This is a genomic window from Parvibaculum sp. (assembly GCF_019635935.1).
Lineage (GTDB): Bacteria > Pseudomonadota > Alphaproteobacteria > Parvibaculales > Parvibaculaceae > Parvibaculum.
The window spans coordinates 337,257-361,936 of record NZ_JAHBYN010000001.1 but is presented as its reverse complement, the minus strand read 5'-3'; the positions used below and the strand labels follow the sequence as shown (position 1 = coordinate 361,936).

The 24,680-nt window shown below is 63.3% G+C and carries 24 protein-coding genes; 19 read left to right on the top strand and 5 right to left on the bottom strand.

The window, feature by feature from the left end:
• Nucleotides 1-54: 54 nt before the first annotated feature.
• Nucleotides 55-798 carry a hypothetical protein gene (locus KF719_RS01875; protein WP_293506626.1) on the top strand — a complete coding sequence of 248 codons (744 nt, stop codon included), beginning with the start codon at nt 55-57 and terminating at the stop codon, nt 796-798.
• A 67-nt stretch (nt 799-865) separates the two neighbouring features.
• Nucleotides 866-2,545 carry a Na/Pi symporter gene (locus tag KF719_RS01870; protein ID WP_293506625.1) on the top strand — a complete coding sequence of 560 codons (1,680 nt, stop codon included), beginning with the start codon at nt 866-868 and terminating at the stop codon, nt 2,543-2,545.
• Between the two features lie 6 nt (nt 2,546-2,551).
• Here the strand turns inward: KF719_RS01870 and KF719_RS01865 are convergent, their stop codons facing one another.
• On the bottom strand, nt 2,552-3,427 hold the full coding sequence (locus KF719_RS01865; RefSeq protein WP_293506624.1) for an alpha/beta hydrolase: 876 nt from the start codon (nt 3,425-3,427) through the stop codon (nt 2,552-2,554).
• Between the two features lie 73 nt (nt 3,428-3,500).
• The gene (locus tag KF719_RS01860; RefSeq protein ID WP_293506622.1) at nt 3,501-5,771 is read right to left on the bottom strand and encodes a lytic transglycosylase domain-containing protein; all 2,271 of its coding nucleotides are present in this window, start codon (nt 5,769-5,771) and stop codon (nt 3,501-3,503) included.
• Nucleotides 5,772-6,086: 315 nt separating this feature from the next.
• Between KF719_RS01860 and dapA the strand changes: the two genes are divergently transcribed.
• Together dapA and smpB are read left to right on the top strand one after the other, a co-directional pair.
• Nucleotides 6,087-6,962 (top strand): 4-hydroxy-tetrahydrodipicolinate synthase, encoded by an 876-nt coding sequence (gene dapA / locus KF719_RS01855; protein WP_293506620.1) that lies wholly within the window; start codon nt 6,087-6,089, stop codon nt 6,960-6,962.
• A gap of 27 nt (nt 6,963-6,989) precedes the next feature.
• Nucleotides 6,990-7,487 carry an SsrA-binding protein SmpB gene (gene smpB / locus KF719_RS01850; RefSeq protein WP_293506618.1) on the top strand — a complete coding sequence of 166 codons (498 nt, stop codon included), beginning with the start codon at nt 6,990-6,992 and terminating at the stop codon, nt 7,485-7,487.
• Here smpB and KF719_RS01845 read toward each other — a convergent pair.
• Both KF719_RS01845 and KF719_RS01840 read right to left on the bottom strand, forming a co-directional pair.
• Nucleotides 7,484-8,182 carry a uracil-DNA glycosylase gene (locus KF719_RS01845; protein WP_293506616.1) on the bottom strand — a complete coding sequence of 233 codons (699 nt, stop codon included), beginning with the start codon at nt 8,180-8,182 and terminating at the stop codon, nt 7,484-7,486. The two genes, smpB and KF719_RS01845, sit on opposite strands and share 4 nt — an antisense overlap.
• Nucleotides 8,136-8,762: an NYN domain-containing protein gene (locus KF719_RS01840; protein WP_293510552.1), complete on the bottom strand. Its 627-nt coding sequence runs from the start codon at nt 8,760-8,762 to the stop codon at nt 8,136-8,138. The genes KF719_RS01845 and KF719_RS01840 overlap by 47 nt, the downstream gene beginning before the upstream one ends.
• A 94-nt stretch (nt 8,763-8,856) precedes the next feature.
• Here KF719_RS01840 and folK point away from each other — a divergent pair, with 94 nt between their 5' ends.
• From folK to secD, 12 genes are all read left to right on the top strand, one after another.
• Nucleotides 8,857-9,492 carry a 2-amino-4-hydroxy-6-hydroxymethyldihydropteridine diphosphokinase gene (folK, locus tag KF719_RS01835; protein ID WP_293506614.1) on the top strand — a complete coding sequence of 212 codons (636 nt, stop codon included), beginning with the start codon at nt 8,857-8,859 and terminating at the stop codon, nt 9,490-9,492.
• 106 nt (nt 9,493-9,598) lie between these two features.
• Nucleotides 9,599-10,024 (top strand): DNA-directed RNA polymerase subunit omega, encoded by a 426-nt coding sequence (gene rpoZ / locus KF719_RS01830; protein WP_293506612.1) that lies wholly within the window; start codon nt 9,599-9,601, stop codon nt 10,022-10,024.
• Between the two features lie 159 nt (nt 10,025-10,183).
• Complete coding sequence (locus KF719_RS01825) at nt 10,184-12,331, top strand: bifunctional (p)ppGpp synthetase/guanosine-3',5'-bis(diphosphate) 3'-pyrophosphohydrolase (protein ID WP_293506610.1); 2,148 nt, start codon at nt 10,184-10,186, stop codon at nt 12,329-12,331.
• A gap of 42 nt (nt 12,332-12,373) precedes the next feature.
• Nucleotides 12,374-12,958, top strand: coding sequence for an orotate phosphoribosyltransferase (gene pyrE / locus KF719_RS01820; RefSeq protein ID WP_293506608.1), 585 nt, complete (start codon nt 12,374-12,376; stop codon nt 12,956-12,958).
• 13 nt (nt 12,959-12,971) lie between these two features.
• Complete coding sequence (locus KF719_RS01815) at nt 12,972-13,559, top strand: DUF2062 domain-containing protein (RefSeq protein ID WP_293506607.1); 588 nt, start codon at nt 12,972-12,974, stop codon at nt 13,557-13,559.
• 28 nt (nt 13,560-13,587) lie between these two features.
• Complete coding sequence (locus KF719_RS01810) at nt 13,588-14,370, top strand: pyridoxine 5'-phosphate synthase (protein ID WP_293506605.1); 783 nt, start codon at nt 13,588-13,590, stop codon at nt 14,368-14,370.
• Nucleotides 14,367-14,768: a holo-ACP synthase gene (acpS, locus tag KF719_RS01805; RefSeq protein ID WP_293506603.1), complete on the top strand. Its 402-nt coding sequence runs from the start codon at nt 14,367-14,369 to the stop codon at nt 14,766-14,768. Before KF719_RS01810 ends, acpS begins: the two co-directional genes overlap by 4 nt.
• Nucleotides 14,769-14,835: 67 nt before the next feature.
• Nucleotides 14,836-15,594, top strand: coding sequence for a signal peptidase I (gene lepB, locus KF719_RS01800; protein WP_293506602.1), 759 nt, complete (start codon nt 14,836-14,838; stop codon nt 15,592-15,594).
• Nucleotides 15,582-16,256: a ribonuclease III gene (gene rnc, locus KF719_RS01795; protein ID WP_293506601.1), complete on the top strand. Its 675-nt coding sequence runs from the start codon at nt 15,582-15,584 to the stop codon at nt 16,254-16,256. The genes lepB and rnc overlap by 13 nt, the downstream gene beginning before the upstream one ends.
• An 80-nt stretch (nt 16,257-16,336) precedes the next feature.
• Nucleotides 16,337-17,257, top strand: a complete 921-nt coding sequence (gene era, locus KF719_RS01790) for a GTPase Era (protein WP_293506600.1) — start codon at nt 16,337-16,339, stop codon at nt 17,255-17,257.
• A 74-nt stretch (nt 17,258-17,331) separates the two neighbouring features.
• Nucleotides 17,332-17,778 (top strand): hypothetical protein, encoded by a 447-nt coding sequence (locus tag KF719_RS01785; protein WP_293506599.1) that lies wholly within the window; start codon nt 17,332-17,334, stop codon nt 17,776-17,778.
• 112 nt (nt 17,779-17,890) lie between these two features.
• Nucleotides 17,891-20,440: a protein translocase subunit SecD gene (gene secD / locus KF719_RS01780; RefSeq protein ID WP_293506597.1), complete on the top strand. Its 2,550-nt coding sequence runs from the start codon at nt 17,891-17,893 to the stop codon at nt 20,438-20,440.
• A 14-nt stretch (nt 20,441-20,454) separates the two neighbouring features.
• On the opposite strand, the gene KF719_RS01775 is transcribed toward secD, so the two are convergent.
• Complete coding sequence (locus KF719_RS01775) at nt 20,455-21,102, bottom strand: class I SAM-dependent methyltransferase (protein ID WP_293506595.1); 648 nt, start codon at nt 21,100-21,102, stop codon at nt 20,455-20,457.
• Nucleotides 21,103-21,184: 82 nt separating this feature from the next.
• Here KF719_RS01775 and KF719_RS01770 point away from each other — a divergent pair, with 82 nt between their 5' ends.
• The 3 genes from KF719_RS01770 to parC all read left to right on the top strand — a co-directional run bounded on the left by KF719_RS01770 (nt 21,185) and on the right by parC (nt 24,676).
• Complete coding sequence (locus KF719_RS01770) at nt 21,185-21,529, top strand: TraR/DksA family transcriptional regulator (RefSeq protein WP_293506593.1); 345 nt, start codon at nt 21,185-21,187, stop codon at nt 21,527-21,529.
• Nucleotides 21,530-21,535: 6 nt separating this feature from the next.
• Nucleotides 21,536-22,261 carry a DNA repair protein RecO gene (gene recO / locus KF719_RS01765; RefSeq protein ID WP_293506591.1) on the top strand — a complete coding sequence of 242 codons (726 nt, stop codon included), beginning with the start codon at nt 21,536-21,538 and terminating at the stop codon, nt 22,259-22,261.
• Between the two features lie 162 nt (nt 22,262-22,423).
• The gene (parC, locus tag KF719_RS01760) at nt 22,424-24,676 is read left to right on the top strand and encodes a DNA topoisomerase IV subunit A (protein ID WP_293506589.1); all 2,253 of its coding nucleotides are present in this window, start codon (nt 22,424-22,426) and stop codon (nt 24,674-24,676) included.
• Nucleotides 24,677-24,680 lie beyond the last annotated feature (4 nt).

Sequence of the window (24,680 nt, the reverse complement as noted above, 5' to 3'; positions counted from 1 at the left end):
CCCGCTGGAGGCGGCCTTTTCGTTTGAGGATTTTCCATCGAAGGCGCCTCCCGGATGCGGTTCCGGATTTTCGAGGAGTTGGAAATGGTCAAGGAAGTGCAGCGTATTTCATCGCCGGAGTTCGATCTCGGGGGCGTCGTGCCGTGGGGGCGGCGTTTCGACGAGTACCAGGCGTTCTTCGCGCTCGACAACATGGCGGGCATCGGACCGGTGCTCGATGCCGGTGGGGGGCCTTCGTCATTTGCGGCGGAGACGGCGTCGGCGGGCGTACGTGTTATCGCGGCCGATCCGATATACCGCTTTCCGGGCGAAGCGATTGCCGCGCGCTTCGAGGAGACGGCGGTCGCGATGCGTGAGGGCATGACGCGGGCGGCCTATCGTTTCAACTGGCAGTATTACGGCTCGGAGGCGGCGATCCACCGTTTGCGGCGGGAGGCGCTGGCGCTGTTTCTCGCCGACTTCGAAGCAGGCAAGGCGGCAGGGCGCTATGTGCCGGCGGCGCTGCCCAATCTGCCGTTTGCCGATGGCACGTTCGGGCTGGCGCTTTCCTCGCACCTGCTCTTTCTCTATGGCGACACGCTCGATTTCGATTTTCATGTGGCGGCGATGAGGGAGCTTTTGCGGGTGGCCGACGAGGTCCGGGTTTTCCCGCTGTTCAATCTGGACGGGCGGCCGTCGAGCCATTTGCCGGGTGTGGTGGAGGCGTTGCGCGGAGACGGCGTGCGCTGCGCGTTGCGGGAGGTGCCGTTCGAGTTTCAGAAGGGCGCGCGGCGGATGCTGGTGGCGTGGCGGGAGTGATGCACGGGGGTCTTCCTTCGGTCCCGGAAGTTGCGATAATCGGCGCGGCGGAAGGAATGTCTGATCCATGAGCATCGAAAGCGCGACCGGCCTTCTGGGCGGACTTGGGCTCTTCCTCGTCGGCATGTGGCTGATGACCGAGGGGCTGAAAGTCGCGGCCGGACCGTCGCTGAAGCGGATACTCGAAAGCTGGACCGATACGCGGGTGAAGGGCCTTGCGGCGGGCTTCGCGTTGACGGCACTCGTACAATCGTCGAGTGCGGTCACCGTGACGGCCATCGGTTTTGTGAATGCCGGAATATTGACCCTTGGACATGCGGTTTGGGTCATTTTTGGCAGCGCGGTCGGCACGACGATGACCGGCTGGATTGTGTCCGCGGTCGGTTTCAATGTGGACATCAAGTTTCTGGCGCTGCCGGCTATCGGTATCGGGATGATCCTGCGCCTGTCCGCACCGGGCCAAAGCCGTGGCGCCATTGGCGAGGCTATTGCGGGGTTCGGTATCTTCTTCCTCGGGGTCTCGGTGCTGAAGGACGCGTTTGAGGGTGTTGCCGCAGGCGTACACATCGAAGCTTTCAGCGGAACAGGGTTCTTCCACTATCTGGCGTTTGTGATGGCCGGCTTCGCCATCACGGCTATGGCGCAGTCGTCCAGCGCCTCGATTGCGGTCGCTCTCTCCGCTGTCTCCGGCGGATTGATTGGGCTTGAAACCGGTGCGGCAATGGTGATCGGCGCAAACATCGGCACGACCGTCACCGGTATTCTGGCGGTGATCAACGCAACGTCGAATGCCAAGCGCGTGGCGGCAAGCCACTTCATTTTCAATTTTCTGTCGGCGACGATCGCCTTCCTGATCATGCCGCTGTTCTTTTTCGGCCGTGCGTGGATGGACACCGCCGGCTGGGCGTTGCCCGGCCCGGCAATGACGCTGGCGATCTTTCATACGTCGTTCAATGTACTTGGGTTGCTGGTGGTCTGGGTGTGGGCGGATCGCCTGATTGTCTGGCTGGGCGGCCGGTTTGTGTCGCAGGAGGAAAACGAGGCGCGGCCGCAGCATCTCGACAGGACGCTGGTGGACATGCCGCCGCTGGCGGTCGAAAGCCTGATGATGGAAATGCGCAGGCTGGGACGGATCGTATTCGAAGGAGGCTCCGCCTACCTGCGGGAGCCGTCGCAATATGAAACGCAGCTGCGCCGCCGGTTCGTGGTGTTTGAGACACTGGCTGATTCAATCCGCGAATATGCGGCCGCGCTTTCGGAATCACGACTTTCGTCGGGTTTGCCGGATGCGCTCGCCCATCTGCTGCGTGCGCTTCAGCACTGTAACGCCGTCGTTCACGAACTCAGAAATGTGACGTCGTTTGTCGCGACGGAGTCCCGGATGCCGTCGATCGTCCGGGAGCGCGTGGAAACATACAGAACGGCGCTGATCGATCTTATGAATGACGGACGTCTTTTCGACGAACAGGCAGATGTCGAATGGCTGAACGCGCAAGGCAAGGAGTTCGAGGCCAATTATCAGTCGACAAAACAGTTCATTCTATCGGCGGCGTCACGAGGCGATCTTGAGTATCTCGCCTATCTCGACGACGCGATGCGCGAAACGGATTTGTTGCGCCGGATTGCGCATCACACCGTTCGCTGGGCGACGCGATTCAAGGCCGCGCGCGATGTTCTTGCCGTTCCGGTCGATACAGCGCCTCAGGAAAGCGCACCAGCGCCTACCGAAGTCGTGCGCAATGAGTGAGTGCGTTCAGCCGACGTCGTTTTTCAGGAAATCGCCGATGGCGGCCAGCACTTCCGGCTCGTCGAGGAAGGGCGCGTGGCCGCGATCCCGCGCGACCACGGACTTCATGCCGGGATGTTCGACCGCCATGCGGTCGACGATTTCAGCGGTCAGCAGATCGGAGTTCTCGCCGCGTACGACCAGCACCGGCACCTGAGCCAGCGCCTTGAACTGGGGCCACATCGTCGGCACCTCACCCTTCGATGCCTCCATGCCCTTGCGCATCGCCGTGCCGATCTTTGCGTCGTAGTCGAGCTTCGGTGCGCCGCTTTCCTCGGCGAAGGTTCGCCGCGCGAAAGTGCGCCATTGCTCGGCCGTCAGATTGGGAAACTCGCGTTCATTCATCATCCGCAGTTTCACCGCCGCCTCGTCCCATGTGGCGGGTGTCTCCATGACGCCGACATAGCCGGCAATGCGCGCGATGCCCCTGGGGTCGACTTCCGGGCCGATGTCGTTCAGCACCGCAGCCTTGATGACATTGGGCCGGAAGGCGGCCAGTAGCATGGTGACGAGACCGCCGCGGGAAGTGCCGATGAACACGGCGCTGGAAATGCCGGCCGCACCCATCAGGTCGAGCGTGTCCATCATTTCGTGAACAGGCGTGTAGTCGTCCCACTTGTCGCAATACTGGGAGCGTCCGCGCCCGCGAAAATCCGGACAGAGTACACGGTGACGCTTTGCCAGGTGTGTTGCCAGCGGCTGGAAGTCCTTGGAGTTGCGTGTCAGGCCCGGCAGGCAAACGATCGGCGGACCCTTGGCCGTGCGCTCGCCATAATCGAGCGCGAAGAGCTTCAAGCCGTCCTGGCTGGTATAGAAAATTTCGCGAATGGGGGGCTTCGCCATGATCGTCTCCGGGCCAAAGGGAAGGGGATCATGGGCGAGACGCAACGAACCGGCAAGGCGAGATGATGTGTTGTCAGCGAACCGCTGAAGCCTCGTCGTCCTCGACGACCGGCGCCATGGCGGCCGTTCCCGCGGGCGGCGCGACTGGCGCCGGCACCGAAATCGGCGTCGAGGCCGGCGTCGGGGTGGCAGGCGGCGCGAGCGGTACACTCGACGGACGCGGCGTCGGCGCCGGCGTCGAGAAGGGGGCGCCGGTGTGGCGACGCAAATCGTCCTCGATGCGCGTCGGCAGGGCCTCGCCGGCCAGACGGCCACGATAGACTTCCAGATTTTCGATGACGCGCTGGACGTAGTTGCGCGTTTCCGAAAACGGGATGGTCTCGATCCAGTCGATGGGATCGACCGCGCTCGAGCGCGGATCGCCGAACTGGCCAATCCATTGGCGGACCCGCGAACCACCGGCGTTGTAGGCGGCGATGCTCATGATGTAGGAGCCGGCAAAGTCGTTCTCGATGAGATCGCCCAGATGCGCGGCGCCAAGCGTTGCGTTGTAGACCGGATCTGTCAGGCGGTTGGCCGAGTAGGGAAGGCCGACCTGCCTGGCGACGATGCGCGCGGTGCCGGGCATCAATTGCATCAGGCCGCGCGCGCCGGCGGGGCTCAGGGCCTTCGGGTCGAACTCGCTCTCCTGACGCGAGAGGCCGTATACCAGCGCCTTCTCGACCGGTGGGCCCTTGTGCGTCCATTGGGGCATCAATGTCGTCGGGTAGGCATGTTCGGGCAGGATGATGTTGCGCGAGGCGGCCGCTTTGGCGATGCGCAGCGACAACTTCTGATCGCCGAAGCTGCGGGCGAGGTCGGAAAGTGCCGCAAGTTCAGCCGGATCGGTCAGCGTGTCCGCCATGTGCAGCATGACCGTCCAGCGCGTGCGCTCGCGATCGAGGTCCTGAAGGATGCGTGCGGCATGCACCAGCTCGCGATTGTTGAAGCGCTGTTTCACTTCGGCGGAATGTGCGGGGTTGGCGGGAAAATTCAGTTTTCCGTCGCCGCCGGCGCCCGCAAGCGCGGCCGTCGCGAGCTGACCGTAGAAACTGACGGGATAGGTTGCAGCCTGGCGATAATATCCGTCTGCCGCTTCCTTGTTGCCGGTGGCGGAGGCGGCGCGGCCGCTCCAGTAGTAGGCGCGGGCCTTGCTGATCGGCGTCGAGACACCGCCGCCAAGGCGCTTGAAATGCGCGAGCGCCAGATCGCCCTTGTTGAGAAATTGCAGGGCGATCCAGCCGGCCATGAATTCGCCTTCGGCAAACTCGACGCCTTCGGTCAGTCCATGCGCGGCGCTGAGGTCGTAGGCCTGCTGGTAGAGGCCGCCCGCGAGCGCCTTGCGGGCCAGTATCTTGCGCTCGACCCACCAGATGTCCGGACGGATCATCTTGTGCGGCTCGGTCGGCGCGGTCAGCAGCAACGGAAGCGCGGTGTGATCGTTGCCGCGGCGGCGTTCATAGCGCACCTGGTCGTAGAGCAAGCCCGGATCGGCGCGCAACGCATCGGGGACGCGCGACAAGGCGGTATTTGCCTGGCTGGAGCCGGCGATAAACTGGATACGCGCGTCAGCCAGCATGCGCGCATCCTGACCAACGAGATTTGCCGCCGTCTTTGCGTCCGTCGTTCGTTGTTCCCAGAGCAGGCGCGCAAGGCGCGCTTTCTGGGTTTCGGCATCGAAATGGCTTCCGTAGGCGGTCAGAATTTCCTTCTGGCGCGTTGCCGAAAAGTCGTGATCGACCCAGCCGCGACGGATCCAGCTCACGCCTTCGTCGGCCTTGCCGGTGTCGATCAGCGCCTTGCCGTAGCGAATTTTGCCTTCGCCGGTGGCGGGCGGATTGGCCGAGAACCAGGCCACGACGTCGCTGCTCGACATCGGGTAGGCGAGAAGCGCGTTTTCGGCGCGAAGGGCGAGCGTCGCGAGCCGCGGCCAATCGGGGTTTTGTTCGCGGAAGGTGGTGATCTCGGCGAAGGTCGAGCCGCTGTTATCGGCCTGCAGGCGGGTCCAGAGGATCAGCTTGGCGGCCACGGGATCGGAAATGCGTCCCGCGTGCTGGCGGGCGGCGATCCAGTTGGCCCGGTCGGCCTCGGCAAAGGCGTCGCGTGTTGCGGCGAGATCCGCGGCATTGAGCCGCGAGACGGTGCCGGTCGTGGCGGCGGCGGCACGGGTCGCAGGGTTGGCGGTGGCGCTCGGCGGCTTCTGGCCGTCGGGACGCGCCAGCGGAACGATCGACGCCGCCGCAGCCGAAACGGACAGCATCAGGCAGACGGCCGCAACGGCCGCGCTCCGCGCACGCAATTTCAAGCTAATTCCCATGTCGATTATCACAACGCGTTCCCAAAACTCCAAAGGCGCGCGGACCGGTCGAAGCGGCCTCCACTGGAGGTTCCTCCGGTCCGGGATTTCCGCATCGGGACATCCGGCGCGGTCGGCCTCGGCGTCACGGATTATCCACCAATGAGACTACCTGTGTGCTAACGCTCCCGGCAATAGGCCGCAGGCCGCGAAGTTGGCTGTTTTCTTGCCGCTGGTGCCGCTTATGGGTATCTTGCGCGCCTTCGGAGCAGCCGAAGAATTTACCGCCCGCCGGACCGGCCGGGCGGCACCGGAGCCAAAGCCATGTTCAAGGGATCGTATGTCGCGCTCATAACGCCGTTTCGGGACGGCGCGGTGGATGAGGCTGCGTTCGTCAAACTCGTGGAATGGCAGATCGAACAGGGCACGCATGGGCTCGTTCCCTGCGGCACGACCGGCGAGTCGCCGACGCTGAGCCATGACGAGCACAAGCGGGTGGTCGAGCTTTGCGTCAAGACCGCCAGGGGCCGGGTGCCGGTGATCGCGGGGGCAGGGTCGAACAACACGCTTGAGGCGATTGAACTGACCAGGTTTGCAAAGAAGGTCGGCGCCGACGCCGTGCTGAGCGTGACCGGTTACTACAACAAGCCGTCGCAGGACGGCATCTACGCGCATTTCAAGGCCGTCAACGACGCGGTCGATATCCCGATCGTGCTCTACAACATTCCCGGCCGCACCATCGTCGATATCAACCTCGAAACGATGACGCGCCTGTTTGAATTGAAGAACGTGATTGGCGTCAAGGACGCAACGGCGAACCTCGCGCGGGTCAGCCAGCAGCGGCTGGCCATGGGATCGGATTTCTGCCAGCTGTCGGGTGAGGACGCGACCGCGCTCGGATTCAATGCGCATGGCGGCGTCGGCTGCATTTCGGTGACGGCCAATGTCGCGCCGGCGCTTTGCGCGCAGTTTCAGACGGCGACGCTCGACGGCGACTTCGGCAGGGCGCTCGACATTCAGGACCGGCTGATGCCGCTTCATCATGCATTGTTCCTCGACCCCAATCCGGCACCGGCCAAGTTTGCGTTGAGCCTGCTCGGGTTCTGCGCCAATGAATTGCGGTTGCCGCTGGTGACCGCCTCGACGGCGACCGAGCAAAAGGTTCGGGAGGCCATGCGGGCCGCCGGACTGGTCAACTGAGACGGCCGAGCAAAGGGCCGGTGAGCCATGTCCTCCAAAAGCGGCGGCGCCAAGAAGAAGGCCGGAGACGGCCGGAAGATCATTGCGGATAATCGCAAGGCGCGTTTCAACTACAGCATTTCCGAAACCTATGAGGCCGGCATCGAGCTGAAAGGCTCGGAGGTCAAATCGTTGCGTGCCGGCCAGGGCAGCCTCAACGAAGCCTATGCGCAGGCGACGAAGAGCGGCGAGATCGTGCTCGTCAATGCCTATATCCCGGTCTACCTGCAGGCCAACCAGTTCAACCACGAAACGCGCCGTCCGCGGAAGCTGCTGCTGCACAAGCGCGAAATCGAAAAGCTGATCAACGCCATGCAACGGCAGGGCATGACCGTCGTGCCGTTGAAGATGTATTTCAACGACCGCAACATGGTGAAGGTCGAGATCGGGCTGGCGCAGGGCAAGAAACTTGCCGACAAGCGCGAGACGCTGAAAGAGCGAAGCTGGGCGCGCGACAAGGCCCGGTTGCTGCGCGAGAAGGGCTAGTCGAGAAACGCCCTGACATCGGCGAATACCGAGCGGAACATCTCTTCGGTCAGACGCCGCGTATTGGTGTTGTAGCGCGAGCAGTGGTAGCTGTCGAAAAGGCGGAGGCCGCTGCCTATGTCGTGCGACGCGCCGTGGCCGAAAACCGCCGACGAACGTTTCAGCCCGCGTGCCGACAATGCGGCGTCATGGGCGATGCGGCCAAGCGCCAGCACCGCCTTGAGGCGCGGCAAGGCGGCCATTCGTGCGGTCAGGAAACCGAGACAGGTTCTGGCCTCCTCCGGCGTCGGCTTATTCTGCGGCGGCACGCAGCGCACGGCATTGGCGATCATCGCGTCGACGAGTTCGAGGCCGTCGTCGGGACGGGCCGCGTAGGTGCCCTTCGCAAATCCGAAATCGAGCAATGTCGAATAGAGAAGGTCGCCCGCGAAGTCGCCGGTGAAGGGGCGGCCGGTGCGGTTTGCACCCTGAACGCCGGGCGCCAGTCCGACGATCAAGAGGCGTGCGTTTTCGGTACCGAACGAAGGTACGGGCGCATTGAACCAGTCGGGATGCGCGACGGCGTTTTCGCGGCGATAGGCGACGAGCCGCGGACAGAGCGGGCAGTCGCGCGGTGCTTCGGGACCGGGTGTCGGCACGCGGCGCGACTCAGGCGCTGGCCGGCCGGTCGAGGGCTTCCTCGTCCTCGTCGTCATATTCGTAGTCGAGATCGTTGCGCATGGGCGCGGGCGCCACCGCCGGGCGGTCGCTATGGGCACGGCCAACAGCGTCGCGCAGCGATTCCAGCTCGATGAACTGATCGGCCTGACGGCGCAATTCGTCGGCGATCATCGGCGGTTGGCTGCGCATGGTCGAGACGACGGTCACGCGCTTGCCGCGACGCTGGACCGCTTCGACCAGACGGCGGAAGTCGCCGTCGCCGGAAAAAAGAATCAGATGGTCGATCTGATCGGCCATTTCGAGGGCGTCGATGGCCAGTTCGATGTCCATATTGCCCTTGACCCGCCGGCGGCCGTCGGCGCCGGTGAATTCCTTGGCGGGCTTGGTCACGACCGAATAGCCGTTGTAGTCGAGCCAGTCGATCAACGGCCGGAGCGGCGAATATTCCTGATCTTCGAGAAGGGCGGTGTAGTAATAGGCGCGGACCAGCGTGCCCTTGGCGCGGAAATGATCGAGAAGGCGTTTGTAGTCGATGTCGAAATTCAGTCCGCGGGCCGCCGAATAAAGATTGGCGCCGTCAATAAAAAGAACCATGCGTTCATGCGCATAAAAGATCATCCTGAAACTCCTGTGTATAAAATGCTTGCGATCAAATTTCGGCGACGGAATCGGTTCGTAATTCGAAGTGTTGGCAAAGCATTACGTGCAAATGCCCGGCTTCGGCAAGTCTCTCCGCCGTAATTTCATGAGGGCCGGCGCCATGAACAGCCTTGCCGTGAAAGATATAGAGCGGCCTGCCGGTGCGACCAGCGTCGTCCTCGTGGCGCTTGGCGGCAATCTGGCAAGCGCCTCGGGCGGGCCGCGACAAACGCTTGAGGCCGCATTGACGATGATGCCGGCGTTCGGGCTGCGGGTTCGCAAAGTAGCGCCCTTCTACCGGACGCCGTCGCTTTCGATTTATACACAAGATTATTATGTTAATTCGGTAGTCGAGATCGAAACGGCGTTGCCGCCCAATGCCCTGTTGGCGGCGCTGCACCGGATCGAAGCCTTGTTCGGGCGCGTCAGGCGGGACCGCTGGGGGCCACGGGTGCTCGATCTCGATTTGCTGGATTATCGCGGCCTGATCGTGCCGGCGGTAGGGCGTCGCGGTCCTGAGGCCGGCGCCGGGCCGCTGCCTCTGGCGCTGCCGCATCCGGCGATTACCGAACGGGCTTTTGTGCTGCTGCCGCTGCGGGACGTCGCGCCGGGCTGGCGGCATCCGGTAACCGGGGAGCATGTCGACGCGCTGATCCGCGGTCTTCCGGCGGATGCCTTGCGGGGAATTGAGCGGTCCGGCGGTTAAAATTGCCGCAGATTGACTTCTAAATGCCTGTTCTTGCTTGCGTTCTGCTATTCTGGCCCCTACATAAAGGGCCAAATCAGGTTCCCGCCCATACTGGAGTTTTGCAATGGCCCGCGTGACCGTTGAAGATTGCGTCGACAAGGTGCCCAACCGATTCGAGCTGGTTCTGCTTTCGGGGCACCGCGCGCGCGCCATGTCGGCCGGTGCCGAATTGACGGTTGAGCGCGACAACGACAAGAACCCGGTGGTGGCGCTGCGCGAGATCGCCGAGCGGACCATCCTGCCGGAAGATTTGCGCGAAGACCTGGTCGCCAGCATGCAGAACCGGGTGGAGACCGAGGAGCCGGAAGTCGAGAACATGCAGCTCCTGATCTCGGGCGAAGCGGCCGGCGAAGTCGCCGACACGTTCGGCGCGGCGGAAGGCTCGTCGGACCGCATGAGCGAGGAAGAGCTGCTGCGCGCGATCCAGAGCCAGATCGACTCGCCGCAGCAGAAATCGGCCGACGCGGACGACATGGACGGGGAAGACTGAGAACGGGCGAGGAGGGCTTGGTCCCACCGCAGACGTCAATCGGTTTGAGCGCCGCCCGGCCGGAAGGTGAGGGGCGGCGCTTTTCGTTTGTAAGGGCGGGTCGTTTGTAAGGACGGGTCGTTAGGAAGTTGGCAAGACGCGGCGCAGGAGAATCGTTGGATGTTGCGTCAGTATGAGCTCGTCGATCGCGTGCTCGGCTACGATCCGAAGGCGGACGAAGCCCTGATCAACCGCGCCTACGTCTATGCCATGAAGCAGCATGGCAGCCAGATGCGGGCCAGCGGCGACCCTTATTTTTCCCATCCGATCGAAGTTGCCGGCATCCTGACGGAATTGAAACTCGACACCGCGACCATCGTGACGGCGCTCCTGCACGACACGATGGAAGATACCGGTTCGACGATGGACGAGCTGACCAAGCTGTTCGGCTCGCAGGTCGCCGGTCTTGTCGACGGCGTGACCAAGCTGACGCGTCTCGAACTCACCTCGGAACGCTCGAAGCAGGCGGAGAATTTCCGCAAGTTCCTGCTCGCCATGTCCAACGACATTCGGGTGTTGCTGGTCAAGCTTGCCGACCGGCTGCACAACATGCGGACGCTGCACTTCATCGATTCCGCCGACAAGCGCCAGCGTATCGCGCAGGAAACGATGGAAATCTATGCGCCGCTTGCCGGGCGCATGGGCATTCAGGAAATTCGCGAAGAGCTCGAAGATCTCGCTTTCAAGGAGCTTAACCCCGAAGCGCGCGAGGCGTTGTTGCGGCGCCTCAACGAGTTTCGCGAAGAGAGCGGCGACACGGTGAGGCAGATTGCCGCCGAGATCGAAGCGAAGCTCAAGGAAGAAGGTCTTGCCGCCGAGGTGATCGGGCGCGAGAAGCGCCCCTACTCGATGTGGCGGAAGATGGAACGCCGCGGCATTTCGCTGGAGCAGCTTTCGGACATTTTCGGCTTCCGGGTCGTTGTCGATGAAGTGCCGGACTGCTATCGGGCGATCGGCATTCTGCATACGTCGTGGCCGATGGTGCCTGGCCGCTTCAAGGACTACATTTCAACACCGAAGAACAACGGATATCGCTCGGTCCATACGACGATGATCGGGCCGCAAAAAAAGCGTGCCGAGGTTCAGGTTCGGACGCGAAAGATGCACGAGATCGCCGAATACGGCATCGCCGCGCATTGGCTCTACAAGGAAGGGCCTGTGGACACCGAAGCGTCGGGGGAGTTCGCGGCCACATTCAGCTGGCTTCGGCAGTTGATTGAAATGCTCGAACATGGTGGTACGCCCGAAGAATTCATGGAGCACACCAAGCTCCAGATGTTCTCCGATCAGGTTTTCTGTTTCACACCCAACGGCATGCTGATCACGCTGCCGCGCGGTGCGACGCCGATCGATTTCGCTTACGCCGTACACACGGAGATCGGCGACACCTGCGTCGGTTGCAAGATCAATGGCCGTCACATGCCGCTGCGCACCCGGCTTGAAAATGGCGACGAAGTCGAGATCATCCGCTCGCAGGTGCAGCGGCCCTCGCCCGCGTGGGAAGCGTATGTTGCGACCGGCAAGGCGCGTTCGGCAATTCGCCGTTCGATCCGCGCCGCCAAGCAGGCCGAATTCAGCCGTCTCGGCCGGCAGATTCTCAAAAGTGCCTTCGAGGCAGCCGGCAAGGATGCGTCCGACACGATCCTCGAACGCGCGCTCGGCCCGCTGCGCAAGTCCGATGTTGCCGAGCTGCTTGCTTCGGTTGGCGACGGTACGGTGAGTGCCGAACAGGTGCTGCATACGGTCTATCCCGAGGAACCGCTCGCCAAGCGCGGCCGGAAGCGGGTCGGCGCCAACGGGAAAGACCAGCGCAACGGTGCTGTGCGTGTGACGGGGCGCGGCGCCGGGCTCGGCATTCAATTCGCGCCCGATACATTCCCGCTTCCCGGCGAACGCATCGTCGGCATCATGATGCCGGGCGAGGGCGTCACGGTTTATCCAATCGATGCGCCGACGCTTGAAACTTTCGATGGCGAGCCGTCGCGCTGGATCGACGTGACGTGGGATATCGACCCGGAAGTTCCGCAGACCTTTCCGGCGCGGCTGCGCGTGACGGCGCGCAACGAAGTCGGTTCGCTCGGTCACATCGCGACGCTGATCGCCGATTACGGAAGCAATATTTCCAACCTGACGCTGGCGCAGCGCGACGCGGACTTCTACGACCTGCAGATCGATCTCGATGTGCGGGATATCAAACACCTGACCCGCATCATGTCGGCGCTCAACGGACTGTCCTGCGTCAACACCGTTGCGCGCCCGCGCCATTGACCGACACTGCCTCAACATCCGAAAGCCGGTGAGCACAGAAAAATGAAAGAAGCCAAGGTCCTCAAGGAATTCGAGAAAGCCGGTGCGCTGCTGAAGGGGCACTTCATCCTGTCATCGGGTCTGCACAGCCCCGTTTTCCTTCAGAAGGCGCTCGTCTTCATGAGTCCGAAGCGGACGGCGCGGCTTTGCAAGGCATTGGCGGCGAAAATCGAGGCGGAAGTCGACGGTCCGATCGATGCCATTATTTCGCCCGCTGTCGGGGGGATCATTCCGGGCTACGAAACGGCGCGTCACCTGGGCGCGCCGGCAATGTATGTCGAGCGGGAGAAGGGTGAGTTCGTTTTGCGGCGCGGGTTTCCGCTGAAGAAGGGGATGCGGGTGGTGATGGTCGAGGACATCGTGACGACCGGATTGTCGTCGCGCGAGTGCATTCAAGCGATCCGCAAGACCGGTGCGAAGGTTGTTGCGGCGGCATGCCTCATCGACCGTTCGGGCGGCCGGGCAAAGGTCGGCACGAAGCTGATCTCGCTGGCGCGTATCGACATACCGGCTTATCCGGCCGACAAGTTGCCGAAGGAGCTTGCGGCGTTGCCAGCCGAAAAGCCCGGCAGCCGCGGCATCGCCTAGAGGAGACGGTTCCTTGTTTCGGCGTCGCGTCGATCTTCATCCGCTGCGGAAACTGCGCGAGACCTTCTGGCCGAGCGCGGGCTGGAAGCGCGCGATCCAGTATGGATGGCGGCGGGTGTGGCGTTTGTCGGGAACGCCGCACGCAATTGCGATAGGCGTCGCGGCCGGCGTGTTCGCGTCGTGCACACCGTTCATCGGCTTTCATATTCTGATCGCGATGCTTGTTGCCTGGGTATTGCGCGGGAATCTGATCGCGAGCGCGCTTGGCACTTTTGTCGGCAATCCGCTGACTTTTCCGGCGATCTGGCTGATCGTTTATGAAGTCGGGAAGTACATGGTGGGCGCGCCGGCGGGGCCCGATCCCGACATTGCGGAGACGCTGCAGAGCGATCGTGCCTTCGACATGATCCTGCCGCTGCTGGTGCCGCTGACGGTCGGCGCCGTCCCGGTCGGTATCGTCTTCGGATGCGTCGGCTATGTCATGACACGCAGCGGCGTCGAGGCGTATCAGTTGCGGCGGCGGCGGCGTTTGGCAGAGCGTTCGCAGGCGCCTGCGCCATTTCTCGACCCGAACCCTCCGGCCGGCGAGACGCGGGATTAGTCATGGAAAAACAACGGAACCGGCAGCCATGAGTCCGAAATCTCATCTGCGCCTCGGCGTCAATATCGATCATGTCGCGACGATCCGTAATGCGCGCGGGGGCGAACATCCGGACCCCGTGCGCGCGGCGAAACTGGCCGCGGCGGCGGGGGCCGATGGCATTACCGCGCATCTGAGAGAAGACCGGCGCCACATCCGCGACGGCGACATTGCGCGGTTGAAGGACGAAACCGGATTGCCGCTCAATCTCGAAATGGCGGCGACGCCCGAAATGCTCGAGATTGCGCTGCGCCACAGCCCGCATGCCTGCTGCATCGTGCCGGAGCGGCGCGAGGAAGTGACGACGGAGGGCGGGCTCGACGCCGCGGGTCTTCACAATCATCTGGCGCCGGTCGTCGCGCGACTTTCCGACAAGGGCATTCGCGTGTCGCTGTTCATCAATGCCGAGACGCGGCAGCTTGAAGCGGCGCGTTCGCTCGGCGCGCATATCGTGGAACTTCACACCGGCGCCTATTGCGATGCGGTGATCGCGCGGGAAAGCGCCAAGCGCGACGCAGAACTGGCGCGGCTGGCGGAGGCGGCGCGCAATGGCGCGGCGCTGGGGCTGGAAGTCCATGCAGGTCATGGACTTACGTTCGACACGGTGGCGCCGGTGGCGGCGATGCCGGAGCTTGCCGAACTCAACATCGGTCACTTCCTGATTGGCGAGGCGATTTTCACGGGGCTCGATGCGAGCATCAAACGGATGCGGGCCGTGATGGACGAAGCGCGGCACGGGGCCGACGCCGGCGAAGCAATGGGCCGCGCATGATCATCGGAATTGGCAACGATATCATCGACATACGGCGCATCGAACAGACGCTCGACCGCTTTGGCGAACGGTTTATCGGCCGCATATTCACCGACATCGAACGCGCGAAATCCGAAGGACGGCGGATGCGCGCGGCTTCCTATGCCAAGCGTTTTGCCGCCAAGGAAGCCTGCTCAAAAGCGCTCGGGACCGGGTTCCGCCGCGGCATCTATTGGCGCGACATGGGGGTGGTGAATCTGCGCTCCGGACAGCCGACGATGGCGCTGACGGGGGGTGCGGCGGCGCGGCTCCAGGAGATCACGCCTGAGGGCATGGAGGCCGTCATCCATCTGACGATCACCGACGATCACCCGCAAGCACAGGCTTTTGTTATCATTTCCGCGATATCCCGCGTTTGAACCACGGGGAAGACGCGACGGCGGATTGTGGTATGGTCCGCCGTTTTCGAGGGGCAGGAGCCGAGAGATGACGTTGATGGAAAATGCCAGGAAGTTGCGCAGCGGGTCGCTGGCCGAGAATTTACGGACCATCGGCTATGCGCTGCTGATTGCGCTTTTCATCCGGGCGTTCCTTTTCCAGCCCTTCTTCATTCCGTCGAGCTCGATGGAATCGACGCTGCTGATCGGCGACTATCTCTTTGTTTCCAAATACAGTTATGGCTATTCGCGGCACTCGCTGCCGTTCAGTCCGGGGCTCTTCAACGGACGGATCATGGGGGCGACGCCGCAGCGGGGCGACATTGCGGTGTTCAAGGTGCCGGTCGACAACCGGACCGATTTCATCAAGCGGGTCATAGGCTTACCCGGCGACACCGTGCAGATGAAGGACGGGGTGCTCCATATCAACGATGCGGCGGTGCCGCGCCAGCGCGTCGACGATCATATCGAGCGCAGTCCTTCTGGCAATGTGCGCCGTATTCCACAGTATCTGGAGACGCTCCCCAACGGCGTTTCATATATTACGCTGGATATGAGCCCGAATAGTGTGTGGGACAATACCGGTCTCTACATCGTTCCGCAGGGCCATTACTTCATGATGGGCGACAATCGCGACAATTCGAGCGATAGCCGGGTGCCGGATGCTGTCGGATACGTGCCGTTCGAGAATCTGGTGGGCCGCGCCGAGATCATTTTCTTCTCGGCCGACGGCAGCGCCTCGTTCTGGCAATTCTGGAAATGGCCATCGGCGATCCGATGGGAACGGATCGGCAAGTGGACCGATTGAGCGCCGCGCTCGAACAGAAATTGTCCTATAAATTCAAGGACATGGGCCTTTTTGCGCGGGCGCTTACGCATCCGAGCGCCGGCCCGGAAAACTACCAACGGCTCGAATTTCTCGGCGACCGCGTGCTGGCGCTCACCGTCGCGGACTGGCTGATGCGGCTTTTTCCGGATGCGGATGAAGGCGAATTGGCAATCAGATTCAATGCGTTAGTGCGCAAGGAGGCGTGCGCCGAGGTGGCCGCGCGCATCGATCTCGGCCGGTACATCACGATGGGGCCGGGCGAGGAAAAGGCCGGCGGAAGGCGGAAAACCGCCATTTTAGCCGATGGCTGCGAAGCGCTGATCGCGGCGCTTTATCTCGATGGCGGGATGGCGGCGGCGACACAATTCATCGAGCGCGAATGGGCGCAACTCGTTGATAAACATGCGGAAATTCCGCAGGACGCCAAGACGGCATTGCAGGAATGGGCGCATGCGCAGGGGCTTCCGGCGCCGACTTACCGGCAGACCGGGCGCAGCGGACCGGACCATGCGCCGGAATTCACGGTCGAGGTGTTGCTGGAGGGCTGCAAGCCGTTGACCGGAAAGGGAAACTCGAAACGGCAGGCGGAGCAGGCGGCAGCCCAGGCGGCGCTCGAATCCGCGAATGTGCGGAAAGGCTAAGTCATTGATATTTCACACTGTCACGCAACTGTCAGCCAACTGTCAAAATACTGTCAAATAACTGTCACAACCGGGATTCCATGCAAAACCAGACCGACCGGACGGAACCGACACGCTGCGGGTTTGTCGCCATAATCGGGGCGCCGAACGCCGGCAAGTCGACGCTGGTCAACCGGCTGGTCGGATCGAAGGTGGCGATCGTCACCCACAAAGTGCAGACGACGCGGGCGCGCATCCGCGGCATCGCGATGGAGGGCCGCACCCAGATCGTGTTTGTGGACACGCCCGGCATCTTCAAGCCGAAGCGGCGGCTCGACCGGGCGATGGTGGACGCGGCCTGGGGCGGGGCGGGCGACGCCGACCTGATCGTGCTGATGGTCGACATGGAGAGCGGGCGCGACAGCGATGTCGAGCGGATCGTCGAGGGGCTGAAGCGCCAAGGCAGGAAAGCCATCCTTGTACTGAACAAGGCGGATGCCTGCGACCGCGAGAAGCTCCTGAAGACGGCGGCGAAGCTCAACGAGACAGGACTCTTCACCGAGACCTTCATGGTGTCGGCGCTGACGGGGGACGGCGTTTCCGATCTCAAGCGCCATATCGCGGCGCTTCTGCCGGAAGGCCCGTGGCACTACCCGGAGGACCAGGCGGCCGATGTGCCGCTCCGGTCGCTCGCCGCCGAAATCACGCGCGAGAAACTTTTTCTTCGGCTGCATGACGAGCTTCCCTATTCGCTGACCGTCGAAACGGAAGAATGGGAACAGAAGAAGGACGGCTCGATCCGCATCGCGCAGGTGATTTATGTCGAGCGCGACAGCCAGAAGAAAATCGCGCTCGGCAAGGGCGGGCAGACGATCAAGACCATCGGCCAGATGGCGCGCGAGGAATTGCAGGAGATGCTGGAAACGAAGGTCCATCTTTTCCTGTTTGTGAAGGTGCGCGAGAACTGGTCGGACGACCGCGAACGCTACCGCGAGATGGGGCTCGACTTTCCGAAGGAGTGAATTGCGAAGAACGGCCAGGGGTTCGCGACGCCGGATGGAAGTTCCGGCATGGGGCTTGTAAAGCACCGGGGCGAATGATTAAGTCGTTGCCTGACGAGCGTTTGAAAGATATGGCAATCACGACAACAATTACGGCCGCGAAGGCGGGTGCGGGCGCTGCCCTGCGCGCGATGTTGTGTTTTGCCTTAATCCTGCTGGTTTCAATGTCCTGGGGACCGGCGCCCATGACATGGCCGGCGGGCGGAACCGCCGGATCGGCCTCGCCTTATCCGGAAAACCATGCCGCCGGCGCGCTTGCACCTTCCCGCGACACCGTCCGAAACGGCTGGGCCGATCGCAATGCGTTCGCTTCGCGTTTGTCCGCGGCTAACGGCGATGACCTGCCGGCCGGACTGCCATCGGTATTTGCACAAGCCCTCCCGCCGGCCGGATTTACTGCCGATTTCGTCTTCGAGGACCATGCGCTTCACCCGGTGCGATTTGTTCGTCCGGGTGCTACGGGCCCGCCAGCGGCTCTCTAGGCTGCGCCCGCCTCGGTAGCGGGCAGCGAAAACTCCCTTTCTGAAATTTTCGGGGTCATTGCGAGCGCGCGCATCGGCGCGCCCGGCGATCGTCCCCGCATGGAGGCACTTGATGCGCACATCACGATCCGTGCTGGCGAGTTATGTGGCGATTGTCCTGTTCGGTATCGCTGCGGCCCTACCCAATCTATTGACCCCAGCGCAGCTTGACGCCTTGCCCGGTTGGCTCCCTCATCAACAGGTGACGCTGGGTCTCGATCTGCGTGGCGGCTCGCATCTCGTGCTCGAGGTCGATGCAGATACGCTTGTCGGCAACAAACTCGAAACGATGGCCGACGACGCGCGGCAGGTTCTTCGCGAAGAAGGGATTGGCGTCACCGATGTAAAACGGCAGGGCCAATCGATCGTCGTGACGCTTGCGCGGCCGGATGTGACGGCGCTTGCCAGCGCGGAGCGGGCGCTCCGGCAAGTCGTTTCGCCGGCTCAACCGACAGCATTCGGCGAAGCCGGCAAGGACATCGACGTGCGGCCGGAAGAGGACAGGTTCATTCGCCTGACGCTGACAGAGGCAGGTGTGCGCGCACGCGTGAATGCCGCCATCGAGCAAAGCCTTGAAATCGTCCGGCAGCGCGTGGACCAGATCGGTGTCGCCGAGCCGACACTCCAGCGTGTCGGCGCCGACCGGATTCTCGTCCAGTTGCCCGGTTTGCAGGATCCGACGCGACTGCGGACCATTCTCGGCAGTACGGCGCAGATGAGCTTCCATATGCTTTCCCGCGAAGCGCCCGCCGATGGACGGGCACCGATCGGGACAAGAATGCTGCCGTCGGCGCAAGGACCGGAACGTTATCCGGTGGAGAGACGTACGGCACTGAGCGGCGAGCGGCTGACGGATGCGCGCGCCGGGTTCGATTCGCAGACCGGCGAGCCGGTGGTGACTTTTCGTTTCGACAGCCTGGGGGCGCGGCAGTTTGGCGACATCACCCGGAACAACATCGGACGGCCCTTTGCGATCGTGCTTGATGGCAAGGTGCTGAGCGCGCCTGTCATCCGGGAGCCGATTACCGGCGGGACCGGCCAGATCAGCGGCAACTTCACAGTGGAAGACACAGTGACGCTTTCGGCGCTGCTGCGCTCCGGCGCGCTGCCGGCGCCACTCACCGTTATCGAGGAACGAAGCGTGGGCCCCGGTCTCGGCAGCGACGCGATCAATATGGGCATATGGGCGGGACTGGCGGGCTTCGGGCTCGTGATTGCCTTCATGCTGACGCTATACGGGCGGTGGGGCCTTGTCGCCAATCTGGCGCTCGGGCTCAACGTGATCCTGACTTTCGGTGCGCTCAGCCTTCTCGGTGCGACGCTGACGCTGCCCGGCATCGCCGGCATCATTCTCAGCATCGGCATCGCGGTCGACGCGAACATCCTGATCAATGAGCGCATACGCGAGGAGACGAAAAAGGGGCTGAAGGCGCTGGCGGCGCTGGAGACCGGATTCTCCCGCGCCTATTCGACCATCATCGACGCCAATGTGACGACGCTGATCGCGACGGCACTGCTGTTCAGTTTCGGTTCAGGGCCGGTGCGCGGTTTTGCGATCACCATGATGATCGGCATCGGCATCTCGATGTTCACGGCAGTGGCGGTCGTACGGCTCGTCATGGCATGGATCGTGAGGCGGCAGCGAATAAAGGTGCTGCGGATCGAGCCACCCGTTCGCTTCATGCCGGAGGGGACGAAGATCGGCTTCATGAAGGCGCGTTACCTGGGGATCGCGGTTTCGATTTTTCTGTCGCTCGCTTCCGTCGGCCTCTTCATCAACCCGGGATTGAGCTACGGCATCGACTTCAAGGGCGGCATCCAAATGGAGGTGAAGACGGGCGCCCCCGCCGATCTTGCGCAGATGCGTGCCATGCTGGGCGGGCTGGGGCTCGGCGAGATAGCGATGCAGGAATTCGGCGACGACCGCAGCGTGCTGATCCGCGTCGAGCGTCAGCCGGGCGGCGATGCGGCGCAGAGCAAGGCTGTGACCGAAATGCGGAAAACGGTGGCTTCGGTCGACGGCGGTGCAAGCGTGGAGCGCGCGGAAGTCGTGGGGCCGAAGGTGAGCGGCGAGCTGGCGCAGGCGGCGCTGCTTTCCGTCGCTCTCGCGAGCCTCGCGATGCTGGTTTACATCTGGTGGCGTTTCGAGTGGCCGTTCGCGGCTGGCGCCATCGTCACACTCATTCTCGACGTGACAAAGACGGTCGGGTTTTTTGCGCTGACGGGGCTCGACTTCAATCTTACGGCAATTGCCGCCTTGCTCACCATCGTCGGCTATTCAGTCAACGACAAGGTCGTGGTGTACGATCGCATGCGCGAAAACATGCGGCTCTACAAGAAAATGCCCCTGAGAGACCTTATCGACATGAGCATCAACCAGACATTCGGGCGATGCCTGTTTACGTCGATGACGACATTTTTGGCATTGCTGCCAATGGCCATCTGGGGCGGGAGTGCGGTTGCGAGTTTTGCCTTGCCGATGATCTTCGGTGTCGTGATAGCCACAAGTTCGTCGATCTTCATTGCCGCGCCGATTCTGCTGTTTCTCGGCGACTGGCGCGAGAGGCGGCGGAAAACAGGTTTGGAGGCCGGGAAAGCGGCAATGCGCGCAACGGTGCGATAACGGCAGGAGACCGCTTACCCCGCCTTCCGCATCAGCGCCACGTCGGGAGCGGGGAACTCGCAGGACCAGTTGCGCGTGGTTGCGACGGCGCGGAGTGTCGCTTCGTTGTAGAAGACGACGTGCGTTGGATCCTTGCGGTAGTGCCAATCGGCAAATTTTTCGTCGGCGGGGCGGAAGGCGGTCATCAGAGCTAGCCAGCCGCCGGGGCGCAGCAATGTGTCGAGGCGGTCGAACTCGTCGGCCGGGCGGTGGAAATGTTCGGCGGTTTCGGTGCAGGCGATGAAATCGTAGTTGCGGGCGAGGGCGCTTTCATCGGCGTGGAAAAACGGGTCGTAGAGCGCGACGTCGTGGCCGGCTTCGCGGAGCATCGCGGCGAGCGCCGGGCCGGGGCCGCAGCCGTAATCGATGCCGGAGGAGGCGGGCGAGAGGCGGGCCAGCAGCGGCATTGCGAGCTTTGCGAGAAATTTGCGGTAGCGCGGATCGGCGGGATCGTTTTCGTGCGTCAGGTAGTGGGCGCGCTCGACATCGGGCGCCGGGTGCTGCGCCGGATCGAGGAAGCGGGCATCGCAGGTTTGGCATTTCCAGTAGCGTTGCGGGCCGACATCCATGAAAGGTAGCGGCGCGGCTGCGCGGCAGACGGGGCAGGTGGCGGTACTTTCCATTGCCGACATCAATGGCACAACAAGGCCGGGCGCGCTACGCTTGGCGGGCCGGGCGCGCTACGCCCGGGCGTGTGGAGGCCAAATGACGGAAAAAGCACTTGCCGCGCGTTTCCGGCCGCTGCTCGAAGCGGAGCTTGCGGAGCTGCGTGCGCAATCGGAGATGAGAGCGGATGACCGGGCACCGGTGACGCTCGACCAGCAGAGCGTCGGGCGGCTGTCGCGCATGGACGCGATACAGTCGCAGGCGATGGCGCAGGCGACCGAAAAGCGGCGGCACCAGCGCATGGCGCAGATCGAGGCGGCGTTCCGGCGGATGGAGGCCGGCGAATACGGCTATTGCGCGAGCTGCGGCGAGGCGATTGCCGAGAAGCGGCTGGCGGCCGATCCGGCGGCGCATTTGTGCGTCGGGTGCTCGAAGGGGCGGTGAAGGCGCATGGAATGGCGCGACGAGGGGTTTGTGCTGTCGGCGCGGGCGCATGGCGAGAACGGCGCCATCGTCGCCTTGTTCACGCGCGAACAGGGGCGGCATCTGGGGCTGGTGCGCGGCGGCGCCTCGCAGCGGATGAAGGGCGTGCTGCAGCCCGGCAACAAGCTCGCGGCGCATTGGCGGGGGCGGCTGGCCGAACATCTCGGCACCTATCAGGTGGAACTTGTGAAGCCGCTGGCGGGGCTCTTGATGGACGACGCGACCGCGCTGACGGCGCTGAGCGCGGCGAGCGCCATTGCCGAGGCGATCCCCGAAAGGGAGGCGCATCCCGCACTTTACGATGCCTATGACGTTCTGCTTTCGACGCTGGAAGACGGCCATGTTTGGCCGGCGGTTTTCGTGCGCTTCGAACTCGGGCTGTTGCAGGAACTCGGCTTCGGGCTCGACCTCACGCAATGTGCGGCGACGGGGGGGCGGGACGACCTGATTTATGTGTCGCCGAAAAGCGGGGCGGCGGTGAGCCGCGAAGCGGGCGAGCCCTACAAGGACCGGCTGTTCCGGCTGCCGGGCTTTCTGCTGGCATCGCAGGCCGGCGAGGCGAGCGCGGCGGAGGTCGCCGAGGGTTTGCGCATGACCGGGCATTTTCTCGAACGGCATCTCTATGCGCCGCAGGGGCGGCATTTGCCGGATGCGCGGATAAGGCTGATGGAGAAGCTGGCGCGGGGCTTGTGAGGGCGAATCGCTGGTATGATGGGGGTGCACGATGGTGCATACGCCGTGGAGACGCAGCGCCCCCGCCCCGAACGATCTGAGATCGTTCGACCCTCCCCCCAGGGGAGGGTGGGAAGAGCGAAAGCCACTTTGCAATGACGATCTTATTTTGAGTTTGAGAGCATGACCAAAGCCGTTACGCCGCCGCCGATCGAGCCCGAGCATGAAGTCAATTTGCGCGAGGCGCTGGAGACGCGGTATCTCGCTTATGCGCTGTCGACGATCATGCATCGGGCGTTGCCGGATGTGCGCGACGGGCTGAAGCCGGTGCATCGCCGGGTGCTGTTCGCGATGCGGCAGTTGAAGCTCGATCCGGGGTCGGGGTTCAAGAAGTCGGCGCGGGTGGTGGGCGACGTGATCGGCCGTTATCACCCGCATGGCGACCAGTCGGTCTATGACGCGCTGGTGCGGCTGGCGCAGGATTTTTCGGTGCGCTATCCGCTGGTCGACGGGCAGGGCAATTTCGGCAATGTCGACGGCGATAACGCGGCGGCGATGCGCTACACGGAAGCGCGGCTGACGGCGGTGGCGGGGCTGCTGCTCGACGGGCTGGAAGAAGACACAGTCGATTTCCGCGAGACTTACGACGGCGAGGACAGCGAGCCTGTCGTGCTGCCCGGCGCCTTTCCGCAATTGCTGGCGAACGGCGCGGCGGGGATCGCGGTCGGCATGGCGACCAGCATTCCGCCGCACAATGCGGCCGAACTCTGCGACGCGGCGCTGCATCTGATCAAATATCCCAATGCGCGGACGGCGAAGCTTGTCGAATTCGTGCAGGGCCCGGATTTTCCGACCGGCGGCATCATCGTCGAACCGCGCGAGGCGATCCTCGAGGCTTATGAGACCGGGCGCGGCGGCTTTCGCGTGCGGGCGCGGTGGGAGAAGGAGGAACTGGCGCGGGGCGGCTGGCAGATCGTCGTCAGCGAAATTCCCTATCAGGTGCAGAAGTCGAAGCTGGTGGAGAAGCTTGCCGAACTGCTGCAGGCGCGCAAGTTGCCGCTGCTGGAAGATGTGCGCGACGAGAGCGCCGAGGAAATCCGGCTGGTGCTGGTGCCGAAATCGCGCAGCGTCGAGCCCGCGCAACTGATGGAAACGCTGTTCCGCTCGACCGAACTCGAAAGCCGCTTCCCGCTCAACCTCAACGTGCTGTCGGCCGGACAGGTGCCGGGCGTGATGAATTTGCGCGAGGCGTTGCGCGCCTGGCTCGAACACCGCAAGGAAGTGCTGGTGCGGCGCTCGAATTTCCGCCTCGACAAGATCGCGCGGCGGCTCGAAGTGCTGGAAGGCTATCTCGTCGCCTATCTCAATCTCGACGAGGTGATCCGCATTATCCGCGAGGAGGACGAGCCGAAGCCGAAGCTGATGAAGAAATTCAAGCTCAGCGACAACCAGGCCGAGGCGATCCTCAACATGCGGCTGCGGAGCTTGCGCAAGCTTGAAGAAATGGAGATCAAGGGCGAGCACAAGAAGCTGTCGGCCGAGCAGAAGGAGCTGAAGGGACTGGTCCGGTCGGATGCCAAACAATGGGAACGGGTGGCCGGGGAAATCAAGGAGGTGCGGGCGACGTTCGGGCCGAAGTCCGATCTCGGCAAGCGGCGGACGACATTCTCCGACGCGCCGAAGGTCGAGTTCGTGCCGGTCGAGGCGATGATCGAGAAGGAGCCGATCACCGTCGTCTGTTCGAAGAAGGGCTGGATCCGCGCGATGAAGGGGCATCTCGGATCCGATGCCGACATCAAATACAAGGAAGGCGACGGCGAGAAGTTCGTGCTGAATGCCGAGACGACCGACAAGGTGCTGATTTTCGCCACCGACGGGCGCTTCTATACGCTCAATGCCGACAAGCTGCCGGGCGGACGCGGACACGGCGAACCGCTGAGGCTCGCCATCGACATGGATGAGAGCCATGACGTCGTCGAGATTTTCGTGCATCGGCCGGGGCGCAAGCTGATCGTCGCCTCGCATGAGGGCAACGGGTTCGTCGTGCCGGAAGACGAGGTGGTGGCGATGCGGCGCGCCGGCAAGCAGGTGCTGAATGTCGGCGGCACCGACGAGGCGGCGGCTTGCGCGGCGGTCTCGGGCGATCATGTGGCCGCGATCGGCGAGAACCGCAAGCTGCTGATTTTCCCGCTGAAGGAACTGCCGGAGATGACGCGCGGCAAGGGCGTGCGCCTGCAACGCTATGGCGATGGCGGACTTGCCGACATCAAGACGTTCACGCTGAAAGAGGGACTGACGACCTACGACAAGGGCGGGCGGTCGCGCAGCTTCACCGAGTTGAAGGACTGGATCGGCGCGCGCGCGCAGGCCGGGCGGTTGCCGCCGAAGGGCTTTCCGGCGGACCGGAAATTCGGCGGCGCGTTCGGGGCGGTTTGAGCGG

Bases quoted from the DNA above. Each gene is read 5' to 3' on its own strand.
- KF719_RS01785 (WP_293506599.1), top strand. From the start codon at position 17,332: ATGATTAAGTCGTTGCCTGACGAGCGTTTGAAAGATATGGCAATCACG.
- KF719_RS01865 (WP_293506624.1), bottom strand. From the start codon at position 3,427: ATGGCGAAGCCCCCCATTCGCGAAATTTTCTATACCAGCCAGGACGGC.
- lepB (WP_293506602.1), top strand. From the start codon at position 14,836: ATGACGTTGATGGAAAATGCCAGGAAGTTGCGCAGCGGGTCGCTGGCC.
- KF719_RS01810 (WP_293506605.1), top strand. From the start codon at position 13,588: ATGAGTCCGAAATCTCATCTGCGCCTCGGCGTCAATATCGATCATGTC.
- parC (WP_293506589.1), top strand. From the start codon at position 22,424: ATGACCAAAGCCGTTACGCCGCCGCCGATCGAGCCCGAGCATGAAGTC.
- KF719_RS01875 (WP_293506626.1), top strand. From the start codon at position 55: ATGCGGTTCCGGATTTTCGAGGAGTTGGAAATGGTCAAGGAAGTGCAG.
- rpoZ (WP_293506612.1), top strand. From the start codon at position 9,599: ATGGCCCGCGTGACCGTTGAAGATTGCGTCGACAAGGTGCCCAACCGA.
- recO (WP_293506591.1), top strand. From the start codon at position 21,536: ATGGAATGGCGCGACGAGGGGTTTGTGCTGTCGGCGCGGGCGCATGGC.
- KF719_RS01775 (WP_293506595.1), bottom strand. From the start codon at position 21,102: ATGGAAAGTACCGCCACCTGCCCCGTCTGCCGCGCAGCCGCGCCGCTA.
- KF719_RS01870 (WP_293506625.1), top strand. From the start codon at position 866: ATGAGCATCGAAAGCGCGACCGGCCTTCTGGGCGGACTTGGGCTCTTC.
- acpS (WP_293506603.1), top strand. From the start codon at position 14,367: ATGATCATCGGAATTGGCAACGATATCATCGACATACGGCGCATCGAA.
- secD (WP_293506597.1), top strand. From the start codon at position 17,891: ATGCGCACATCACGATCCGTGCTGGCGAGTTATGTGGCGATTGTCCTG.
- KF719_RS01845 (WP_293506616.1), bottom strand. From the start codon at position 8,182: ATGACGACGAGGACGAGGAAGCCCTCGACCGGCCGGCCAGCGCCTGAG.
- KF719_RS01770 (WP_293506593.1), top strand. From the start codon at position 21,185: ATGACGGAAAAAGCACTTGCCGCGCGTTTCCGGCCGCTGCTCGAAGCG.
- dapA (WP_293506620.1), top strand. From the start codon at position 6,087: ATGTTCAAGGGATCGTATGTCGCGCTCATAACGCCGTTTCGGGACGGC.
- smpB (WP_293506618.1), top strand. From the start codon at position 6,990: ATGTCCTCCAAAAGCGGCGGCGCCAAGAAGAAGGCCGGAGACGGCCGG.
- folK (WP_293506614.1), top strand. From the start codon at position 8,857: ATGCCCGGCTTCGGCAAGTCTCTCCGCCGTAATTTCATGAGGGCCGGC.
- KF719_RS01825 (WP_293506610.1), top strand. From the start codon at position 10,184: ATGTTGCGTCAGTATGAGCTCGTCGATCGCGTGCTCGGCTACGATCCG.
- era (WP_293506600.1), top strand. From the start codon at position 16,337: ATGCAAAACCAGACCGACCGGACGGAACCGACACGCTGCGGGTTTGTC.
- pyrE (WP_293506608.1), top strand. From the start codon at position 12,374: ATGAAAGAAGCCAAGGTCCTCAAGGAATTCGAGAAAGCCGGTGCGCTG.